Below are 17,653 nucleotides of genomic sequence, written 5' to 3'. Positions count from 1 at the left end.
ATTATTAAGGCAAAGCAACGGGCTTTGCCTTAAACTTTTGAAATAACCAGCTCAGTGCCACTAAAGATAATCCCAGCCCTATAAACGAGACGGCTCTTAACAGCCCTGTTAAATTTGCCATATCAATCAAAAATACCTTTAATACCACCAGCGCTAATAAACCAAGCCCTAGCTTTTGCACCGTAGCCAATGACTTTAAATGACCCATCACTACCACTAAAGCACCTATGATCAACCACACTAATGAATAGCTATAAAGCTCAGCATCTGAGGTAGGCTGCGCTAAGTTAATAAACTCACCTTGCCAGTTATGGCGTATTTCTGCATTAATATACAGTGCGGTGAAAGCACCCGCTAAAATATAAAATGGCTTCAGTAAACGGGAATTAATAGACCTAGTTAATTGACCTGCCCATACACATATTAATGCCGGCACTAACCACACAAGCAGTAACCAGTTAAAAACAGGCATTTGACCAATGCGTATCTGTGCAAAGAAAGGATTTAACTCCATGAATAAAGTAGCAGCGAGCAACCCTGCAAGTGCCAGTAATCCTAACCCCGCTAGTTGGTAAAGTTTTACCATTTGCTGCGTATACCGAGCACGCAGTAAATATACACACCCTAATACCCCCCAATTACACGTAAGCAAGATGTGCTCGTACACTGACAGGTTATTAAAGTCAGGATAATGCCCAACCAATTGATAACTGGTCTCTGTGGTAACAAATAAAGCAATACAGTGTAAGCCTGCGCCTTCTAACCAAACCCTCAATGGCTGCTGTTGCCAAAACCTTGCAGCCCAATAGAATAACCCAGCACACAAAGGATAGACAACAATACTCCAATGAACGCCAAGCAATACTGCATCACTGTAACTTGGTGTCCAAGGTGCTAAGCTTAAGCGTACCAACAAACACGCTATTAACGCTTTTAATGGCCACATTGGTAAACGCAGTGCATGCTTATTAATATAAAAGCTAATTAATACAACCTGCATAGCTAATGCAAGCGTCAAACTACTTCCTTCAAGCAACATTGTGAGCGCTAAGCTGATGTTGCCATTGCCACCTAACCAAAAACAAAAAACCTGTAAGGGCTGCTTGTTACGCACCGCTAATTTAAATAACAGTGCACTGACCCCCAATAACACCGTACACCAGAGCGGATAAGCATCTGTAAGCGCATTATTTGGCGTAATAGCATACAAGCAACCAATAATCACAAAGCTCGACAGCGAAGCTATCAGCGAGAATCCTAACCGCTGTGGATATTTGCGTGCGAACAGCAAACCATAACTAATAAACAGCGCGATAAAAAACAGCCCGACTCCGTAGTTTTGCCTAAACACAAAAAGCTGCTCGGTAAAATCAACGCTATTACGCTGGCTAATTAATAACAGCACAACACAGCCAACTGCAATCGCTAACCAACTATCCCACGCGCTGTTTTTAAGCACTAAAAACAACAGCACACTGACCATTAACAGACTACTAAGTTGCCAAGTGAGTAACGCATTATTGCTAAACATCAAAAAACCAAGCGGCGCTAAAATCGCTATAAGCAATGGATTATCGGGTAGTTGCTTAAGCTGCTTTATGAAACGCTGAGGACGGTGTTCTATTTGACTAAACTTGAGACCCAAACGCACAATCGCAATCAGTAGCAAGATACTGAACACAGCGTATACGTTAATAAACCACAGAATATTATGTGAAGCGCTTACTGCCACTAACCAATACCAACCAAGGTGTCCAGTCCAGAGCAAATACCAAAGCCACTGACGTTTCACATAATGAGCCACCAAAGAGGCCGAAACACTCACAAAGCCAACATAGGTCAACAAACCAACAAAGTCGTTACTCCCTGTATTCACCCAGACCGGCACACTGTAAGCACCAATAATACCAATAGCCGCAAGCAGAGGACCAAAGCGCAATGCCATCCAACTGGCAGCCAACGACACCAATGTCAAAATAGTGAAGGCAGGCAAAGGCGCTAATAATGCATAGTGGGTATAAGCAAGTAATGTTAAAGCAAAACAACTGATAAAGCCGCCACTGGCAAGCGCTGCCGGTATATAGTTATTAAAGCCTTCAAACACTATTCCTTTACGATGCAAGTACTCTGCTGCCACAATTAAACTTACCCCAAAAACAGCGCCTAAAGTTAATCGCATCGTTTCTGACAAGAGCCCTGCTTCTAGCGAATAACGGGCTAAAAAGATCCCGCCAAAAGCAAGTGCAATAGCCCCAACCCAGGTCAGCCAATTAGTTTTAAACACTGTAATAAGGGAAGTGATAAACTCAAACGGAGCGGCTTTCTCTTGGGTAAGCATTGGCTCAACGTGCAACGAATCAATCGTTGCTGTTATTGTTGAATGCGAAGCTATGTTTGTTGATTGTGATGAAGTTCTTGGTACATGCTGTTGAAATTCAGTATCCGTTTGCGGCTTATCGGGCCTTGGCTCAGCAAGCTTCTCTCTTAATAACGCGACTTCTTTTTTTAAAACAGACAGCTGAAATAAAGCAATTATTCCAGCAACAGAACCGCCGAATACCACTAAAACAAGCAATATTAATAACGCAATACCTTCATCCATACCCAATCCTTGTCTCTGCTTTAACAACATAAAAGCGTTCATTGTTTATACAATAAACACTTAGTAAGAGTAAAGCGATGGTCGTTTCGCGTATATTAGCGAGGGTCAGCTCCCATTCGCTCAAACATCATTTTATAGTTTAAGTTATACCATCATGCTCTATCCTCGCTATTTTCGCCCTTACCGAGTTACGTTGCTTAAAAACGACGCTCTTTCGGCTGTGTTCACGTATCACATAAGATACGTGCACTTCATTCACAACAACGTGTTGTTGGCTCATCGGGTTAAACCTCAACACTATTGCATGTAATATCAATAGTTTCATCGCTTTGACTGTTATAAAGCCAGACTAGTCTGTTTAAAATTAATTATTAGATAGTCGAAATTGCGCTATGCAGCGCTAAAAAATTAGCAAATAATGACGTTCACACAAATGGGATTAGAATGAGGACTATGAACACGATTTTAACAACACAATGCGATGATGATGTGGGTCTAATTGCCAAGATCACCGGTCTTTGTCATCAACATAATTTGAATATTACCCGTAATAACGAATTTGTAGACAAAGATGCCCAACGCTTTTTCATGCGCACCGAATTAAGCGGGGTTATTTCAGATGACTTTTTACCAAGCCTTGCTGAGCTACTTCCTGATGGCGCAGAGCTTGCGCTGCACAGCAGTGAAAAAACCAAAGTGGTATTGCTTGCCACAAAAGAAGCGCATTGTTTAGGGGGAGTATTACTTAAACAATTTGAAAAAGCGTTGAATATAGAGGTATTAGCTGTAATTGCTAACTATCCAGACTTAGCGCCACTGGCTGCAGGTTTTGGCGTGCCGTTTCATGTAGTTTCACACGAAGGCTTAAGCCGTGCTGAGCATGACCAAAAAGTGGGTGATTTAATTGCCAGCTACCAGCCTGATATTATCGGCCTTGCCAAATACATGCGTATTTTAAGCCCTGAGTTTGTGGCGCGCTTTGAAGGTAAAATTATTAATATTCACCATTCATTTTTACCTGCCTTTATTGGTGCAAAACCCTACCACCAAGCCTTTGAACGTGGGGTAAAAATCATTGGTGCAACCGCTCATTTTGTTAATAACGAACTCGATGAAGGGCCAATTATTTTGCAAGATGTGACGCATGTTAGCCATGCGGATACCGCAGAGATGATGGCAAAAATGGGTAAAGATGTTGAAAAAACAGTATTTTGCAAAGCCTTACAGTTGGCCTCTGAACATAAACTGTTTATAAACGGTAATCGAACCGTGGTGTTTGCTTAAGTAATGAATGAAGAGGCTGCTCGCCTCTTTATTATTTTTATTATCTAATGACTAGTTCGATTCAATAGGATCAAGTTGAAGTTTTGAGGCAATAAGCACGGCTTGAGTACGGTTGTATACGCCAAGTTTTCTGAAAATGGCCGTAATATGTGCTTTTACTGTCGCTTCAGAGATATGTAACTCATAAGCGATTTGCTTATTTAACAAACCTTCATGCAGGTACTGCAGCACTTTATATTGTTGTGGGGTTAGTGATGCCACCTGAGCTGCAATTTCTTTGTCTTCGCCATCAACGGCTGCTACTTTATCTTTAAGCTCTGCTGGTAACCACACATCGCCTTCTAGAATATGATTAATCGCCATTGCGATATCATCCGATGATGATGATTTAGGAATAAATCCCATCGCACCGTATCCCATTACTTTCGACACAATATTAATGTCTTCACTCCCCGACACAACTGCAATCGGTAAGCTTGGGTAATCTTCGCGAATACGAATAAGGCCGTATAAATCGCCATTTCCTGGCATGTGAAGGTCTAGTAGTAAGATATCAAGATCTTCTTGTTCGCTTAGCACTTGCAATGTGGTATCGAAGTTTTCCGATTCAAATACTTCCAAATCCGTAAACTTAGTACTCAATGCCCCTTTCAGCGCTTCACGAAATAACGGATGATCATCCGCTATTAAAAACTGACTCATGGTTCACTCCTAATAAATTCGGCTGACACCTATTTCTAAGTGACAGCCGATATACTACGTTTAGAATCAACTTCTAATCAAGTTTTTAACGCGTTTTTAACGATTTAATCTATTCTCGATTAGCTCATCAACCACACTCGGATCGGCCAGTGTTGAAGTATCACCCAACTGTTGGTGCTCATTAGCGGCAATTTTACGTAAAATTCGACGCATAATCTTACCTGAACGTGTTTTTGGTAAACCTGGCGACCATTGAATCATATCTGGTGATGCAATAGGACTTAGCTCTTTACGAACCCAGTTACGCACTTCTGCGGTTAATTCATCGCTCACTGTGACGCCTTCATTTGGCGTGATATACACGTAAATACCTTGGCCTTTGATGTCGTGCGGGTAACCCACCACGGCAGCCTCAGCAACGGCTTCATGAGCAACTAAGGCACTTTCAATCTCAGCCGTACCTAAGCGGTGTCCCGATACATTCAGTACGTCATCAACACGCCCAGTGATCCAATAATAACCATCTTCATCACGGCGACAACCATCCCCCGTGAAATAAACACCAGGGTAAGCAGAGAAGTAAGTTTGTTCAAAACGCTCATGGTCACCATACACGGTACGTGCTTGTGAAGGCCAGCTATCTAAAATAACCAAGTTACCGTCAACCGCACCTTCAAGTGTATTGCCTTCTGCATCATAAAGCGCAGGTGCAATACCAAAGAATGGACGAGTTGCAGAACCAGGCTTCATGTCTGTTGCACCCGGCAATGGTGTGATCATGATGCCACCCGTTTCTGTTTGCCACCAAGTATCAACAATTGGGCAATTCTCATTACCGATATGCTCGTAGTACCATGCCCATGCTTCTGGGTTAATAGGTTCACCCACAGAGCCCATAATACGCAGACTTGTGCGTTTTGATGTCGCTGTTGGCTCATCACCTTTTGCCATCAACGCGCGAATAGCGGTTGGTGCAGTGTAAAGAATAGTGACATTGTGTTTGTCGATTACTTCACCCATACGACCTGCAGTTGGGTAAGTGGGTACACCTTCAAATACCACTTGTGTACAGCCGTTAACTAATGGGCCATACGCAATATAACTGTGACCCGTGATCCAACCAACATCTGCACTACACCAGAAAATATCGTCTTCTTTTAAATCAAATACATATTCATGGGTCATTGATGCGTAAACAAGGTAGCCACCCGTGGTGTGAACAACACCCTTAGGCTGACCAGTAGAGCCCGATGTATAAAGAATGAAAAGTGGATCTTCAGCATTCATTGGCTCTGGTTCACAATCTGCCGGTAAATCTGCCACTAAATCATGCCACCATACGTCGTGACTGTTCCACTCTACTTCACCGCCAGTTAACTGGTGAACAATCACATGCTCAACTGTGGTTACTGAATCTTGTGATACCGCTTCATCAACATTTGCTTTTAATGGCACGCAGTTACCAGCGCGACGACCTTCATCAGATGTGATCACGACTTTTGCACCTGAGTCATTAATACGGTCAGCGATTGCTGATGGAGAAAAACCACCAAACACAACAGAGTGAATCGCGCCAATACGAGCACACGCTTGCATGGCATAAACAGCCTGCGGAGTCATTGGCATATAAATCGCTACGCGGTCACCTTTTGCAACACCCAGCTTTTTAAGACCATTTGCTAATTTTGCAACTTCATCGTGCAATTGTTGGTAGGTAATATTTTCGCTTTGCTCTGGGTTGTCTCCTTCCCAGATAAGGGCTGTTTTGTTTGCTTTAGCAGCGAGATGACGGTCGATACAGTTATATGAGGCATTAAGTTGGCCATCTTCAAACCAACGAATATTGATATGGCCTTTGTCAAATGATGTGTTTTTAACTTTAGTATAAGGAGTTGACCAATCAAGACGCTTACCATGCTCTCGCCAAAATCCTTCAGGGTCATCGATAGATTGCTTGTACAGTGTATTATATTTATCGTTATCAACTAATGCGGCATTCTTGATATGCGCGGGAACTGGATAGATACTTTGTGACATTGTTGTCGTCTCCATTTTAATTACTTGCCTTCGGCCTGCTTCAAGGATCACTCAGCAACGCCCCTTAAAGTATTAGACCTTAGTTGTATATCTCGCCAAATAGCTAAAAACTTCGTAATAGCCACCTATAATCTACTCCAATATGTTGATGTAAGCGATTTATCGCTATGTAACACCTTAGTCTAATAGACCAATAGATAATTGAGAGAAGTCATTTCTTAAACAACAGTGATACAACAACACACAAATAGCTTCAACAGGAATAGACATTATGACAACAACAAAAATAACCGCTTTAAAGACCCTCACGGCATCGGCCGTGTTATGCGCACTAACAGGCACTGCAAGTGCTGCCACTTTAGGTAATACCGATATCACTTATGGCGGTTATGTAAAGCTAGATGCGATGTGGAGTGACTATTCATCAGGTGTTCCAGATGGTACCAGCATTGGTCGTGATTTTTATGTACCGAGTACAACTCCCGTGGGACCTGACGTTGACAGCGATGCAGTCTTTGATATGCATGCCCGCCAATCGCGTTTTAATTTTGGCACTGCAACAAAGTTAGACAATGGTAAAACTGTTAACACTAAAATCGAAATTGACTTTTTAGCCTCCGCACCGGGTGGTAATGAACGTGTTACCAACTCCTATGCTCCGCGTATTCGCCAAGCTTTTATCACGTATGATGGCTGGTTATTTGGTCAAGCGTGGTCAAACTTTCAAAACGTAGGCGCACTGCCAGAAACGCTAGACTTCGTAGGCCCTGCAGAAGGGACCGTTTTTGCCCGCCAATCACAAATTCGTTACTCAACGGGCAACTGGTCGTTCTCTGTTGAAAACCCAGAAAGTACAATTACGACCCAAGGTGGCGCACGCGTTGCAACGGATGATGCATCTTTACCTGATTTTACCGCGCGTTATGCTCATAAAGCAGACTGGGGTGAATTAGTCTTTACAGGTTTAGCGCGTCAACTAACCTATAAAAAGAATGGCGTCGATGCAGACGAAACATCCTTTGGTATTAGTGCATCGGGTAAAGTTAATTTTGGTCAAAACAACCTCAAATTCATGCTGACACAAGGTTCAGGCTTAGGTCGATATGTTGGTTTAAACGTAGCACATGGTGCTGTACTTAATGGTGATGAACTAGATGCCATCGACTCAACTTCAGGCTTCATTGGTTATCAACAACACTGGAATAGTCAGTGGCGTTCAACTTTCCTTTATTCATTTTTCTCAGCAGATAACAACACAGATCTGTTAGCTATTTCGGGTGATCCTACTAAAACAAGTCAAAGCTACAGCGCGAATATTTTATACTCGCCAGTAAAGAAACTCACATTTGGTGTTGAACTGAAACATGCTGAACGAGAATTAGAAAGTGGCGCTGATGGTGATATGGACCGCCTTCAATTTTCTGCAAAATACGTTTTTTAAGTATAAAAATAGTTTTACTTCCTGAGCGGCTCCGGCCGCTTTTTTTATTAAAGCCCCCAAAAGCAAATTGCAAATCATTTTCATTTAGATTAAATTACGCATTAATTTGAATCATCATTGAACTATTTGGAAATTTGCATGTCATCAACTAAATTTTTGCGCTTGTCACAATTAAGCATAGTGACTTCAGCTCTTCTTAGTGGCTACGCTTTAGCAGAACAACCAAAAGAAGAACCTGCGATCGAAAAAATTGCTGTCTACGGTCAACATCACAAAAACTATATTACCGAACAAGCTCAATCAGCGACCAAATTGGGCTTAACCATAAAAGAAACACCTCAGTCTATCTCTGTTGTTTCTCGTGCGTTGATGAATGACTTTTCACTTGATGATTTAAACTCAGTACTTGAAAGCACGCCGGGTGTGACTGTTGAGCAAATTGAAACCGATCGCACCTACTTTAAAGCTCGCGGCTTTGAAATTACCAACTTTCAAGTTAATGGCATGGGTTTACCCCAAGATAATGGCTCTATTCAAGGCACACTTGATACCTCTATATACGATAGTGTCGAAATTGTTCGTGGTGCTAATGGCTTAATGACTGGTGCTGGTAATCCATCGGCAACGGTCAACATGGTATTAAAACGCCCAACATATCAAACACAGGTCAATGCATCAGTGTCATATGGCTCATGGGATAATAAACGTCTTGAACTTGACGCATCAACGGCGATCAACGATAACCACGCTGTGCGTGCCGTATTTACAAAGCATAAAACAGACTCTTATCTTGATCGCTACGAGCAAGATAAAACAATTTATTACTTAGCATATGAAGGCCAACTTACTAACAGCACAGTCGTAACAGCTAACTATGTTAAACAAAATAAAGACGCAGACAGCCCTCTTTGGGGTGCGTTACCACTTTATTATAGCGATGGTACTGCGACTAACTTCGATGTATCAACTAGCACTGCATCCGATTGGTCATACTGGAACAACACCACCGAGCAGTTATTTTTATCCATTGAGCAAGCAATCACTAATACTTGGTTTTTAAAAGCCAGCTATGCACACTTAGAAAATGAGCAAGACTCTGAGCTTTTCTATGTTTATGGCACGCCTGATAGAGAAACAGGTTTAGGCTTAACAGGTTACGCAAGTGAATACGATCATAAAGATAAGCACGATATTTTAGATATCTATGCAACGGGTAAATTTAATTTATTTGGTATGGAGCATGACCTATCATTTGGTGTTAACCAAGCAGATATGGATTATAATGATAAATCTCTTTATGACCGCACCACAGGCAATGGTTTCCCTAAAATGCCTGAACTGGGTGGTTGGGACGGAGTTGCGCCAATTCCAACACTCACTGATGGTTTAACAGGAGCAGATCTGACTAGCCGTCAACGTTCAGCTTATATTTCAACACGCATTAGAGCCACCGATTCACTTAGCTTCTTAGCAGGTGTCAGCCAAGTAAATTGGGAAACTGAAGGTGAGTCATACGGGAAAGCGAAAGATAAAGACAGCGATCAAACCGTGCCCTACTACGGTGTTGTTTATGATATCAACGGGCGCTTTTCAACTTATGCAAGCTACACAGAAACATTTGTGCCGCAAACTGAGCGTGACATAAATGGTGACTATCTCAACCCTATTACTGGTAAAAGTAGTGAAGTGGGTTTAAAAGCACAATTACTTGATGACAACCTGTTTGTCACTGTTGCCTACTTTGATGCAGAGCAAGTGGGTCTCGCTGTAGCAGTACCAGGATCCTTACCGGATGATACACGCTACTATGGCGCAGACGGCATTAATAGCGATGGTTTTGAACTAGAACTTAGCGGTCAAATCAATGAAACATTGAGTGCAAGTTTTAGCTATAGCAACTTAAACATCGATGGTGATGAGCTGGTAAAAGACTACACGCCAGAAAATCAATTTAAACTTGCGCTAACTCACAAAGTGCCTGAAGTTGATGGCTTAACCTTTGGCCTAAATTACCAATGGCAAGACGATACGCAGCGCGTACAGGTTCGCGATGCTGATACTAATGCACCGCAAATAACCACTCAGCAAGATGCCTATGGTTTATTAAGCTTAATGGCCACTTACGATATTAACGACAATGTTAGTGTTAACTTAAATATTAATAACGTCACCAACGAAAAGTACCTTCATAGCCTATTCTGGGCACAAGGTTACTATGGTGCGCCACGTAGCTATGCTGTTTCATTCAACTGGCAGCTTTAATGAGTGCCAAGTTTGAAACGATAAGCTCTAAACGTTAAGAATTTAAAAGCCGCACACTGTGCGGCTTTTATGTATCGACTCGTTGCAGCTGGTTTATCCCGCGTTGACAGATTGAATCCCTTTTATCCCCTTACCTTAATCCCTTAAATTGTCACTTATAGCATTACGCTTAATTAAGTGGTCTATTTTGAGGCAATAAAACCGCGTTGATAACAAGGCAAAAATTTAGTTATTTAGTTATTTAGTTATTTAGTTATTTAGTTATTTAGTTATTTAGTTATTCTAAATCAGAAATTTTTAACGTAGGTAGCGACTGGTTTAATCACTCAAAATGATTAAGTATTTTTGCAAAATGGTATTAATTAAGTGAACTGGTATAGGCCCGCCCCTGTAAAATCGCCGCAACACCCAGCGCAACTTTTCACCTATAAAAACGGCTCAGTGCGACTATTATTCACCCATAAAAAAACCGCTAACTAAGTAGCGGTCTTTTTGTGTTAAGGGCGGGTCAAATCACGCTTAACAATACACTGTAAAGGTGTTTTATAGCTCGTCTTCAGCTATCAGGCCAACATCTACACCGTCTTCAGGCTTAATAGTTGCTTGAAGTAATAGCATTTCACGTAACTTACCTTCAATCTCATCTGCGATCTCTGGGTTGTCTTTTAAGAACTTAATTGAATTTGCTTTACCTTGGCCTACTTTATTACCGTTGTAGCTATACCAAGCACCTGACTTTTCAACAATCTTATGTTTAACACCTAAGTCAATTAATTCACCGTGTTTAGAGATACCTTCACCATACATAATGATGAACTCAGCTTGTTTAAACGGGGGTGCAACTTTGTTTTTAACAATTTTAACGCGGGTTTCGTTACCCACAACTTCATCACCCTCTTTCACCGAACCAATACGACGAATATCAATACGTACCGATGCGTAGAATTTAAGTGCGTTACCACCCGTTGTTGTTTCTGGGTTACCAAACATGACACCTATTTTCATACGGATTTGGTTGATGAAAATACACAAGGTGTTCGAGCGCTTAATATTACCCGTTAATTTACGAAGGGCTTGCGACATTAAACGAGCTTGAAGACCCATGTGTGAGTCACCCATGTCGCCTTCAATTTCAGCCTTTGGTGTTAATGCAGCAACCGAGTCAACAATAACCACGTCAACCGCACTTGAACGAACAAGCATGTCACAGATTTCTAATGCTTGCTCACCAGTATCAGGCTGAGAAACAAGTAACTCATCAATGTTTACACCTAGCTTTTGTGCGTATACAGGATCGAGAGCATGCTCAGCATCAACGAATGCACACGTTTTGCCTTGCTTCTGAGCTTCAGCGATAACTTGTAGCGTTAGCGTTGTTTTACCTGATGATTCAGGGCCGTATACTTCAACGATACGTCCTGCTGGTAAACCACCTATACCTAATGCGATATCAATCCCCAGTGAACCTGTTGAGATAGCTTCAATATCAAGGGCTTTGTTGTCGCCCAATTTCATAATTGAACCTTTACCAAATTGACGTTCAATTTGTGATAAAGCAGCGTCCAACGCTTTTTGTTTGTTATCGTTCATTCTGTTCTCCAAATCCGGCTAATGCAGACAGTATACTGTATGAAATCACAGTATCAAGCTAATTTTCTGATTTTATTATCTCGATAACTTTTTCTATTGAATAAACAATAGCTTGAGCTCTAACACTGGCTCTATCACCGGTAAAAACATGTTTGCTTGGGTAATTTTTTCCTGCAAAATGCACGCAAAACCACACCAAACCAACCGGTTTATCCCGGGTTGCCCCACCGGGACCCGCAATACCCGAAATAGCAATCGCAATATCAGCCTTTGCAGCCTTCGCAACACCTGACGCCATTTCTAAAACAGTTTGCTCACTGACAGCGCCAAAGTTCTGTAAAGTCTCGTTACTCACACCAATTAATTCATGCTTTGCTTGGTTGCTGTATGTAACAAAAGCACGGTCAATATAATGAGAACTTCCTGGTGTATCTGTTAGCGCATAACTCACGCCCCCACCCGTGCACGATTCAGCGGTAGTGATCCATAAGCGTTTATCCGTTAAAATAGCTCCTAATTTCGCAGCAAGTGTTTTAATCTCTTGATGTAATTCCATATTCAGCCTTTGGGTAAATACATGTCGTTTGATCTTTATGCTCCACACACTATAAAACAACAAACACCGATGATGCAGCAGTATCTAAAAATAAAAGCCGAGCATCGCGATATTTTATTGTTTTATCGTATGGGTGATTTTTACGAACTCTTTTTTGATGATGCTAAACGTGCAGCTCAACTTCTTGATATTTCTCAAACTCATCGCGGTAAAGCCGGTGGCGATCCTATTCCAATGGCCGGCGTACCTTATCACGCAGTAGAAAATTACCTAGCACGCCTTGTACAAATGGGTGAATCGGTTGCTATTTGCGAACAAATAGGCGACCCAGCAACCAGCAAAGGTCCGGTAGAGCGAAAAGTCGTGCGCATTGTAACACCCGGTACTATTTCCGATGAAGCCTTACTGCAAGAGCGCCAAGATAACTTACTCACAAGTGTGTGGCAAAATAAACACGGTGTTTACGGCATTGCCTACCTCGATATTAACTCAGGCCGTTTTAATGTACTTGAAGTGAATACTGACGAAGCATTTAGCTCAACACTGCAACGCCTTGCGCCAGCAGAACTGCTTTACAGTGAAACGTTTGCCAATATTCACTTAATCGAACATATTAAAGGGGCTCGCCGTCGCCCAGAATGGGAGTTCGATTTAGACACCGCACAACACCTCTTATGCGATCAATTTGGCACCAAAGATCTAGTTGGCTTTGGGGTTGATAAAGCCCATTGCGCTCTGATTGCCGCGGGCTGTTTAATGCAATATGTAAAAGACACTCAACGCATTGCTCTGCCACATATTCGCGCCATTACCCTTGAGCAAAACGAACACGCAGTGATCTTAGATGCTGCAACCCGTAAAAACTTAGAGCTCACGGTTAACCTCTCTGGAGGCTATGAAAACACCTTGGCACAGGTGCTTGATAAAACCGCTACAGCAATGGGGTCTCGTTTATTAAAACGCCGAATTCATACCCCTGTGCGCAGTAAAGATGAGCTTAACTCACGCCTAAATGCGATTAGTGCGATCATCGATGCTCAACTGTGCGGCGAACTGCACGAATCATTAAAACAAATTGGTGATATTGAGCGAGTTATCGCGCGCCTTGCATTGTGCACAGCCAGACCTCGTGACTTAACGCGTTTACGTAGTGCATTACAAGCGCTGGCACCACTGCATGAGCTACTTAATGATGCCAGCGATCCACGCATTAACCAGATCATCGCACAGTCACAAGAATTACCAGCGCTGCAAGATCTCCTAGAACGCGCAGTCATTGAAACACCACCGGTACTTATTCGTGATGGGGGAGTTATTGCCCCAGGCTATAATAGTGAGTTAGATGAATGGCGTGCGCTTAGCCAAGGCGCAACCGATATCCTTGAAAAACTGGAAGAGCGCGAGCGTGAACGCACAGGCATCAGCACCTTAAAAATTGGCTACAATAAGGTGCATGGCTTCTTCATTGAAGTTAGCCGTGCTAATTCACACTTAGTTCCTGCTGATTATATTCGTCGTCAAACATTAAAAAATAACGAACGCTATATCATTCCTGAGCTAAAAGAGCATGAAGACAAAGTACTCGGTAGCCAATCAAAGGCGTTGGCTCTCGAAAAACAACTTTATGAACAACTATTTGAATTTATAGCACCGCATATTGAGCAGCTACAAACGATGGCTGCAGTACTGGCTGATTTAGACGTTCTTAATAATTTAGCTGAACGTGCGCAAGCGCTCAACTACGCCAAACCAACACTGTGTGATAACGACAATATAAGCATAAAGCAAGGGCGTCATCCCGTTGTTGAGCAAGTAATGAAAGACCCCTTTATTGCCAACCCTGTCGAGTTAAGCAACGACCGTAAGATGTTGATCATCACAGGGCCAAACATGGGGGGTAAATCAACCTATATGCGTCAAACTGCGTTAATTGTACTCATGGCACATATTGGGTCTTATGTCCCTGCTGACAGCGCAGAAATTGGCAATATTGACCGCATTTTTACGCGTATTGGCGCAAGTGATGATTTAGCATCAGGGCGTTCAACCTTTATGGTTGAAATGACAGAGACAGCGACCATTTTAAACAATGCCACGGCGCAATCTTTGGTCTTGATGGATGAAATAGGACGCGGTACTTCGACCTATGATGGCCTGTCTCTCGCCTATGCTACGGCCGATTATTTAGCCTCAAAAATTGCCGCAAAAACCTTATTCGCCACCCATTATTTTGAGCTAACTGAACTGGCCGAGCAGCAGCAAGGATTGGTTAATGTTCACCTAGATGCGATTGAGCATAACGACACTATTGCCTTTATGCATACCGTGCTTGAAGGTGCAGCAAGTAAAAGCTTTGGTTTACAAGTTGCCGCGCTTGCCGGTGTACCAAAAGCCGTTATTCAGCAAGCAAAGCAAAAACTAAAAATGCTTGAAAATCATCAGCCTGTTACAGCCCCTGTGCAACAACAGCAAGCACTGGCGTTTGACAATGAACCCTCTGAACTTGAGCTAACTTTACAGCAGCTCGACCCAGACAGTTTAACACCAAGACAAGCACACCAGCTGTTATACCAATTAAAAGATTTACTTTAATTGCGTGCATAAAAAAAGCTGACAGTATGTCAGCTTTTTTGTGTGTTCTAGAGACCCGAAGGCCTCATACCTGAGTCAGGTATATTGTTGTCAACTCAAGTAAATTGGTCAAACAGGCTATCTGTACTTAAGCCTTCGTGTTGCAAAATATCTTTTAAACGACGTAATGCTTCCACTTGAATTTGTCTTACACGTTCACGCGTTAAGCCAATTTCACGACCGACATCTTCAAGCGTTGAAGGCTCGTAGCCAAGTAAACCGAAACGACGTGCTAGTACTTCGCGTTGTTTTGGGTTTAATTCACCAAGCCAATCAACAATGTGTTTGTTGATGTCATTATTTTGTACTTCGCCCTCAGGACCAGAGCCTTTTTCGTCAGCAATGATATCGAGTAAGGCTTTGTCGTTTTCGCCTCCAATTGGCGTATCAACCGACGTGATTTTTTCGTTTAAACGTAGCATTTTAGTCACGTCTTCAACGGGTTTGTCCAGACACTCTGCAATTTCTTCTGCGGTTGGTTCGTGGTCAAGTTTTTGTGTTAGTTCGCGAGCTGTTCTTAGATAAACATTCAGTTCTTTTACAACATGAATAGGTAAACGAATTGTTCGTGTTTGATTCATTATGGCACGTTCAATCGTTTGACGGATCCACCAGGTTGCATAAGTTGAAAAACGAAAACCACGTTCTGGGTCAAATTTTTCAACAGCGCGAATCAGGCCAAGGTTACCTTCTTCGATAAGATCTAGCAGCGCAAGACCTCGGTTGTTATAGCGGCGAGCAATTTTCACCACTAAACGTAAATTACTTTCTATCATTCGTTTGCGAGAGGCTTCACAGCCTTTCAATGCTTTACGCGCAAAAAATACTTCTTCTTCTGCACTTAAAAGAGGAGAAAAACCAATTTCACCCAGGTATAACTGTGTCGCGTCTAGGTTTTTGACGACTTCGTCTTTTGTAAAAATTTCATCATCGTTGTCGACTTCTTCGAGTAACTCAGATGAATCATCTTCAACCATCGTGTCATCAAATTTATCATCAACTGTTTCAGTTGTTTTCTCAAGTTTTGCTGTGTGACCCATAAGCGTCCTCCCGAGCAAATATGTGATTGAGCTAAATCACTTTATCAATACCTTTGGCTAAGGTAGATACTTAGCAGGATTGACTGCTTGACCTCGGTAACGAATTTCAAATCTTAAAGCCGTAACCGACGAATCTGAACTGCCAATTTCTGCTATTTTCTGCCCCGCCTTTACTTCCTGTTTTTCCTTTACAAGCAACTTTGAGTTGTGTGCATAAGCACTTAGGTAATCATCATTATGTTTCAGTATGATTAAATTACCGTAGCCCCTCAATGCGTTACCCGCGTATACCACAGTTCCTTGTGCAGCAGCTAAAACAGATGCCCCCTGTTTATTAGCGATTTGTAACCCTTTATAGCCATTTTCTTTTGTAGAGAAACGGCGCGTGACCTTACCCTTAGCGGGCCAGCTCCATATGACTTTTGTATTAGGATTACTATTTTTTGCACTAACTTTCTTGTTGGCTTGTTTTTGAACATACTCTCGTTGTTTTGGCTGATCAAGCTCTTTTTTTAATTTTTTGTTATTTTTTTGTATCAAAACAGTAGACTTTTTACTCGAATTCGTATATTTTTTCGTCTTTTTTTGTTTTTGTGCCGATTTTGTGAGCAAAATGCGTTGCCCAGGATAAATCGTATAAGGTGCTGGAATATCGTTTAATTTTGCTAAAGTACGAAAGTCTTTTTGAGCACTAAACGCGATTGAGTATAAAGTATCGCCTTTGTTAACCTTGTAACTTGAGCCAGAAATATTAACTTTGCGGGTAATTTGTTTTGTATGATTATCTAAACTACTAACAGGAGCGGGAGCATTACGGGAGGAGCAACCAAAGAGCAAAATACTAATAAACAAAGTAACATACACTGCTAACTGTCTGTTCATCGTAAAATGCTCCTTATAATACTAACTGTGAGTTTTAGGGGTTATCGTAGTAAAAAGTACGCAACAACAACTAAAATAACTAATCCCCAGCCAAGCGCTTCAACATATTGACGTAATTTTTGCTCCATTTTCACGCCCCCCCACTTCATTAAAGCCGACACTAAAAAGAACCGAGCCCCACGTCCAATTGCAGACGCAATTAAGAAAGGTAAAAATGCCATCTGCATTAAGCCTGCCCCAATAGTAAAAACTTTATAAGGGATAGGCGAAAACCCAGCAAGAAATACAACCCACACGCCGTATGTTTCAAACCAGCCTAGCGCAGTATCAAACTTTGCTTGCCAGCCCATTTGAGCAATTAGCGGCTCAACGACGGGCTCAAATAGCCAAAAGCCAAGCAAGTAACCTAAAATACCACCAATAACAGACGCAATAGTAGTAAAGCTGGCAAATCGCCATGCTTTATCTGGCTGAGCGAGTGACATAGGAGCTAACATCACATCTGGCGGAACAGGGAAAAAAACAGATTCAGCAAAGCTCATCCCTGCTAAATAACGCTCTGCGTGACGATGCTTAGCCCACACAAGCGCCATATCATATAACTTAGTAAACAACTTCAAAGTGTA

General features: G+C 42.0%; 12 protein-coding genes. 4 read left to right on the top strand and 8 right to left on the bottom strand.

Annotation, left to right across the window (positions count from 1 at the left end):
* Nucleotides 1–4: 4 nt before the first annotated feature.
* The gene (locus GZH31_RS03375; protein WP_180311373.1) at nt 5–2,602 is read right to left on the bottom strand and encodes a DUF2339 domain-containing protein; all 2,598 of its coding nucleotides are present in this window, start codon (nt 2,600–2,602) and stop codon (nt 5–7) included.
* Nucleotides 2,603–3,055: 453 nt separating this feature from the next.
* On the opposite strand from GZH31_RS03375, the gene purU reads away from it, so the two are divergent.
* Nucleotides 3,056–3,886: a formyltetrahydrofolate deformylase gene (gene purU / locus GZH31_RS03370; RefSeq protein WP_180311372.1), complete on the top strand. Its 831-nt coding sequence runs from the start codon at nt 3,056–3,058 to the stop codon at nt 3,884–3,886.
* Between the two features lie 51 nt (nt 3,887–3,937).
* Here purU and GZH31_RS03365 read toward each other — a convergent pair whose 3' ends face one another.
* Nucleotides 3,938–4,588, bottom strand: coding sequence for a response regulator transcription factor (locus tag GZH31_RS03365; protein ID WP_036970789.1), 651 nt, complete (start codon nt 4,586–4,588; stop codon nt 3,938–3,940).
* A gap of 96 nt (nt 4,589–4,684) precedes the next feature.
* Nucleotides 4,685–6,625, bottom strand: coding sequence for an acetate--CoA ligase (gene acs, locus GZH31_RS03360; RefSeq protein ID WP_180311371.1), 1,941 nt, complete (start codon nt 6,623–6,625; stop codon nt 4,685–4,687).
* 271 nt (nt 6,626–6,896) lie between these two features.
* Here acs and GZH31_RS03355 point away from each other — a divergent pair, with 271 nt between their 5' ends.
* Nucleotides 6,897–8,066: a DcaP family trimeric outer membrane transporter gene (locus GZH31_RS03355; protein WP_036970793.1), complete on the top strand. Its 1,170-nt coding sequence runs from the start codon at nt 6,897–6,899 to the stop codon at nt 8,064–8,066.
* Between the two features lie 138 nt (nt 8,067–8,204).
* Complete coding sequence (locus GZH31_RS03350; protein WP_180311370.1) at nt 8,205–10,328, top strand: TonB-dependent siderophore receptor; 2,124 nt, start codon at nt 8,205–8,207, stop codon at nt 10,326–10,328.
* A 543-nt stretch (nt 10,329–10,871) separates the two neighbouring features.
* On the opposite strand, the gene recA is transcribed toward GZH31_RS03350, so the two are convergent.
* Both recA and GZH31_RS03340 read right to left on the bottom strand, forming a co-directional pair.
* Complete coding sequence (recA, locus tag GZH31_RS03345) at nt 10,872–11,918, bottom strand: recombinase RecA (protein WP_036970796.1); 1,047 nt, start codon at nt 11,916–11,918, stop codon at nt 10,872–10,874.
* A 58-nt stretch (nt 11,919–11,976) separates the two neighbouring features.
* Nucleotides 11,977–12,474, bottom strand: a complete 498-nt coding sequence (locus GZH31_RS03340) for a CinA family protein (RefSeq protein WP_180311369.1) — start codon at nt 12,472–12,474, stop codon at nt 11,977–11,979.
* 21 nt (nt 12,475–12,495) lie between these two features.
* Between GZH31_RS03340 and mutS the strand changes: the two genes are divergently transcribed.
* Nucleotides 12,496–15,066 carry a DNA mismatch repair protein MutS gene (gene mutS, locus GZH31_RS03335; RefSeq protein ID WP_180311368.1) on the top strand — a complete coding sequence of 857 codons (2,571 nt, stop codon included), beginning with the start codon at nt 12,496–12,498 and terminating at the stop codon, nt 15,064–15,066.
* Nucleotides 15,067–15,161: 95 nt separating this feature from the next.
* On the opposite strand, the gene rpoS is transcribed toward mutS, so the two are convergent.
* Genes rpoS through GZH31_RS03320 form a run of 3 tightly spaced genes read right to left on the bottom strand, consistent with a single transcriptional unit; the run spans nt 15,162 to nt 17,647 of the window.
* The gene (gene rpoS / locus GZH31_RS03330) at nt 15,162–16,145 is read right to left on the bottom strand and encodes an RNA polymerase sigma factor RpoS (RefSeq protein ID WP_036970803.1); all 984 of its coding nucleotides are present in this window, start codon (nt 16,143–16,145) and stop codon (nt 15,162–15,164) included.
* Between the two features lie 57 nt (nt 16,146–16,202).
* Nucleotides 16,203–17,027 carry a peptidoglycan DD-metalloendopeptidase family protein gene (locus GZH31_RS03325; RefSeq protein ID WP_036970808.1) on the bottom strand — a complete coding sequence of 275 codons (825 nt, stop codon included), beginning with the start codon at nt 17,025–17,027 and terminating at the stop codon, nt 16,203–16,205.
* Nucleotides 17,028–17,068: 41 nt separating this feature from the next.
* Entirely contained in the window at nt 17,069–17,647 is a 579-nt protein-coding gene (locus GZH31_RS03320; protein WP_065978037.1) for a YqaA family protein, read from the bottom strand.
* Nucleotides 17,648–17,653: the final 6 nt, after the last annotated feature.

It is taken from the genome of Pseudoalteromonas sp. JSTW (assembly GCF_013423925.1).
GTDB lineage: Bacteria > Pseudomonadota > Gammaproteobacteria > Enterobacterales > Alteromonadaceae > Pseudoalteromonas > Pseudoalteromonas lipolytica.
This window is presented reverse-complemented; position numbering and strand designations above follow the sequence as displayed.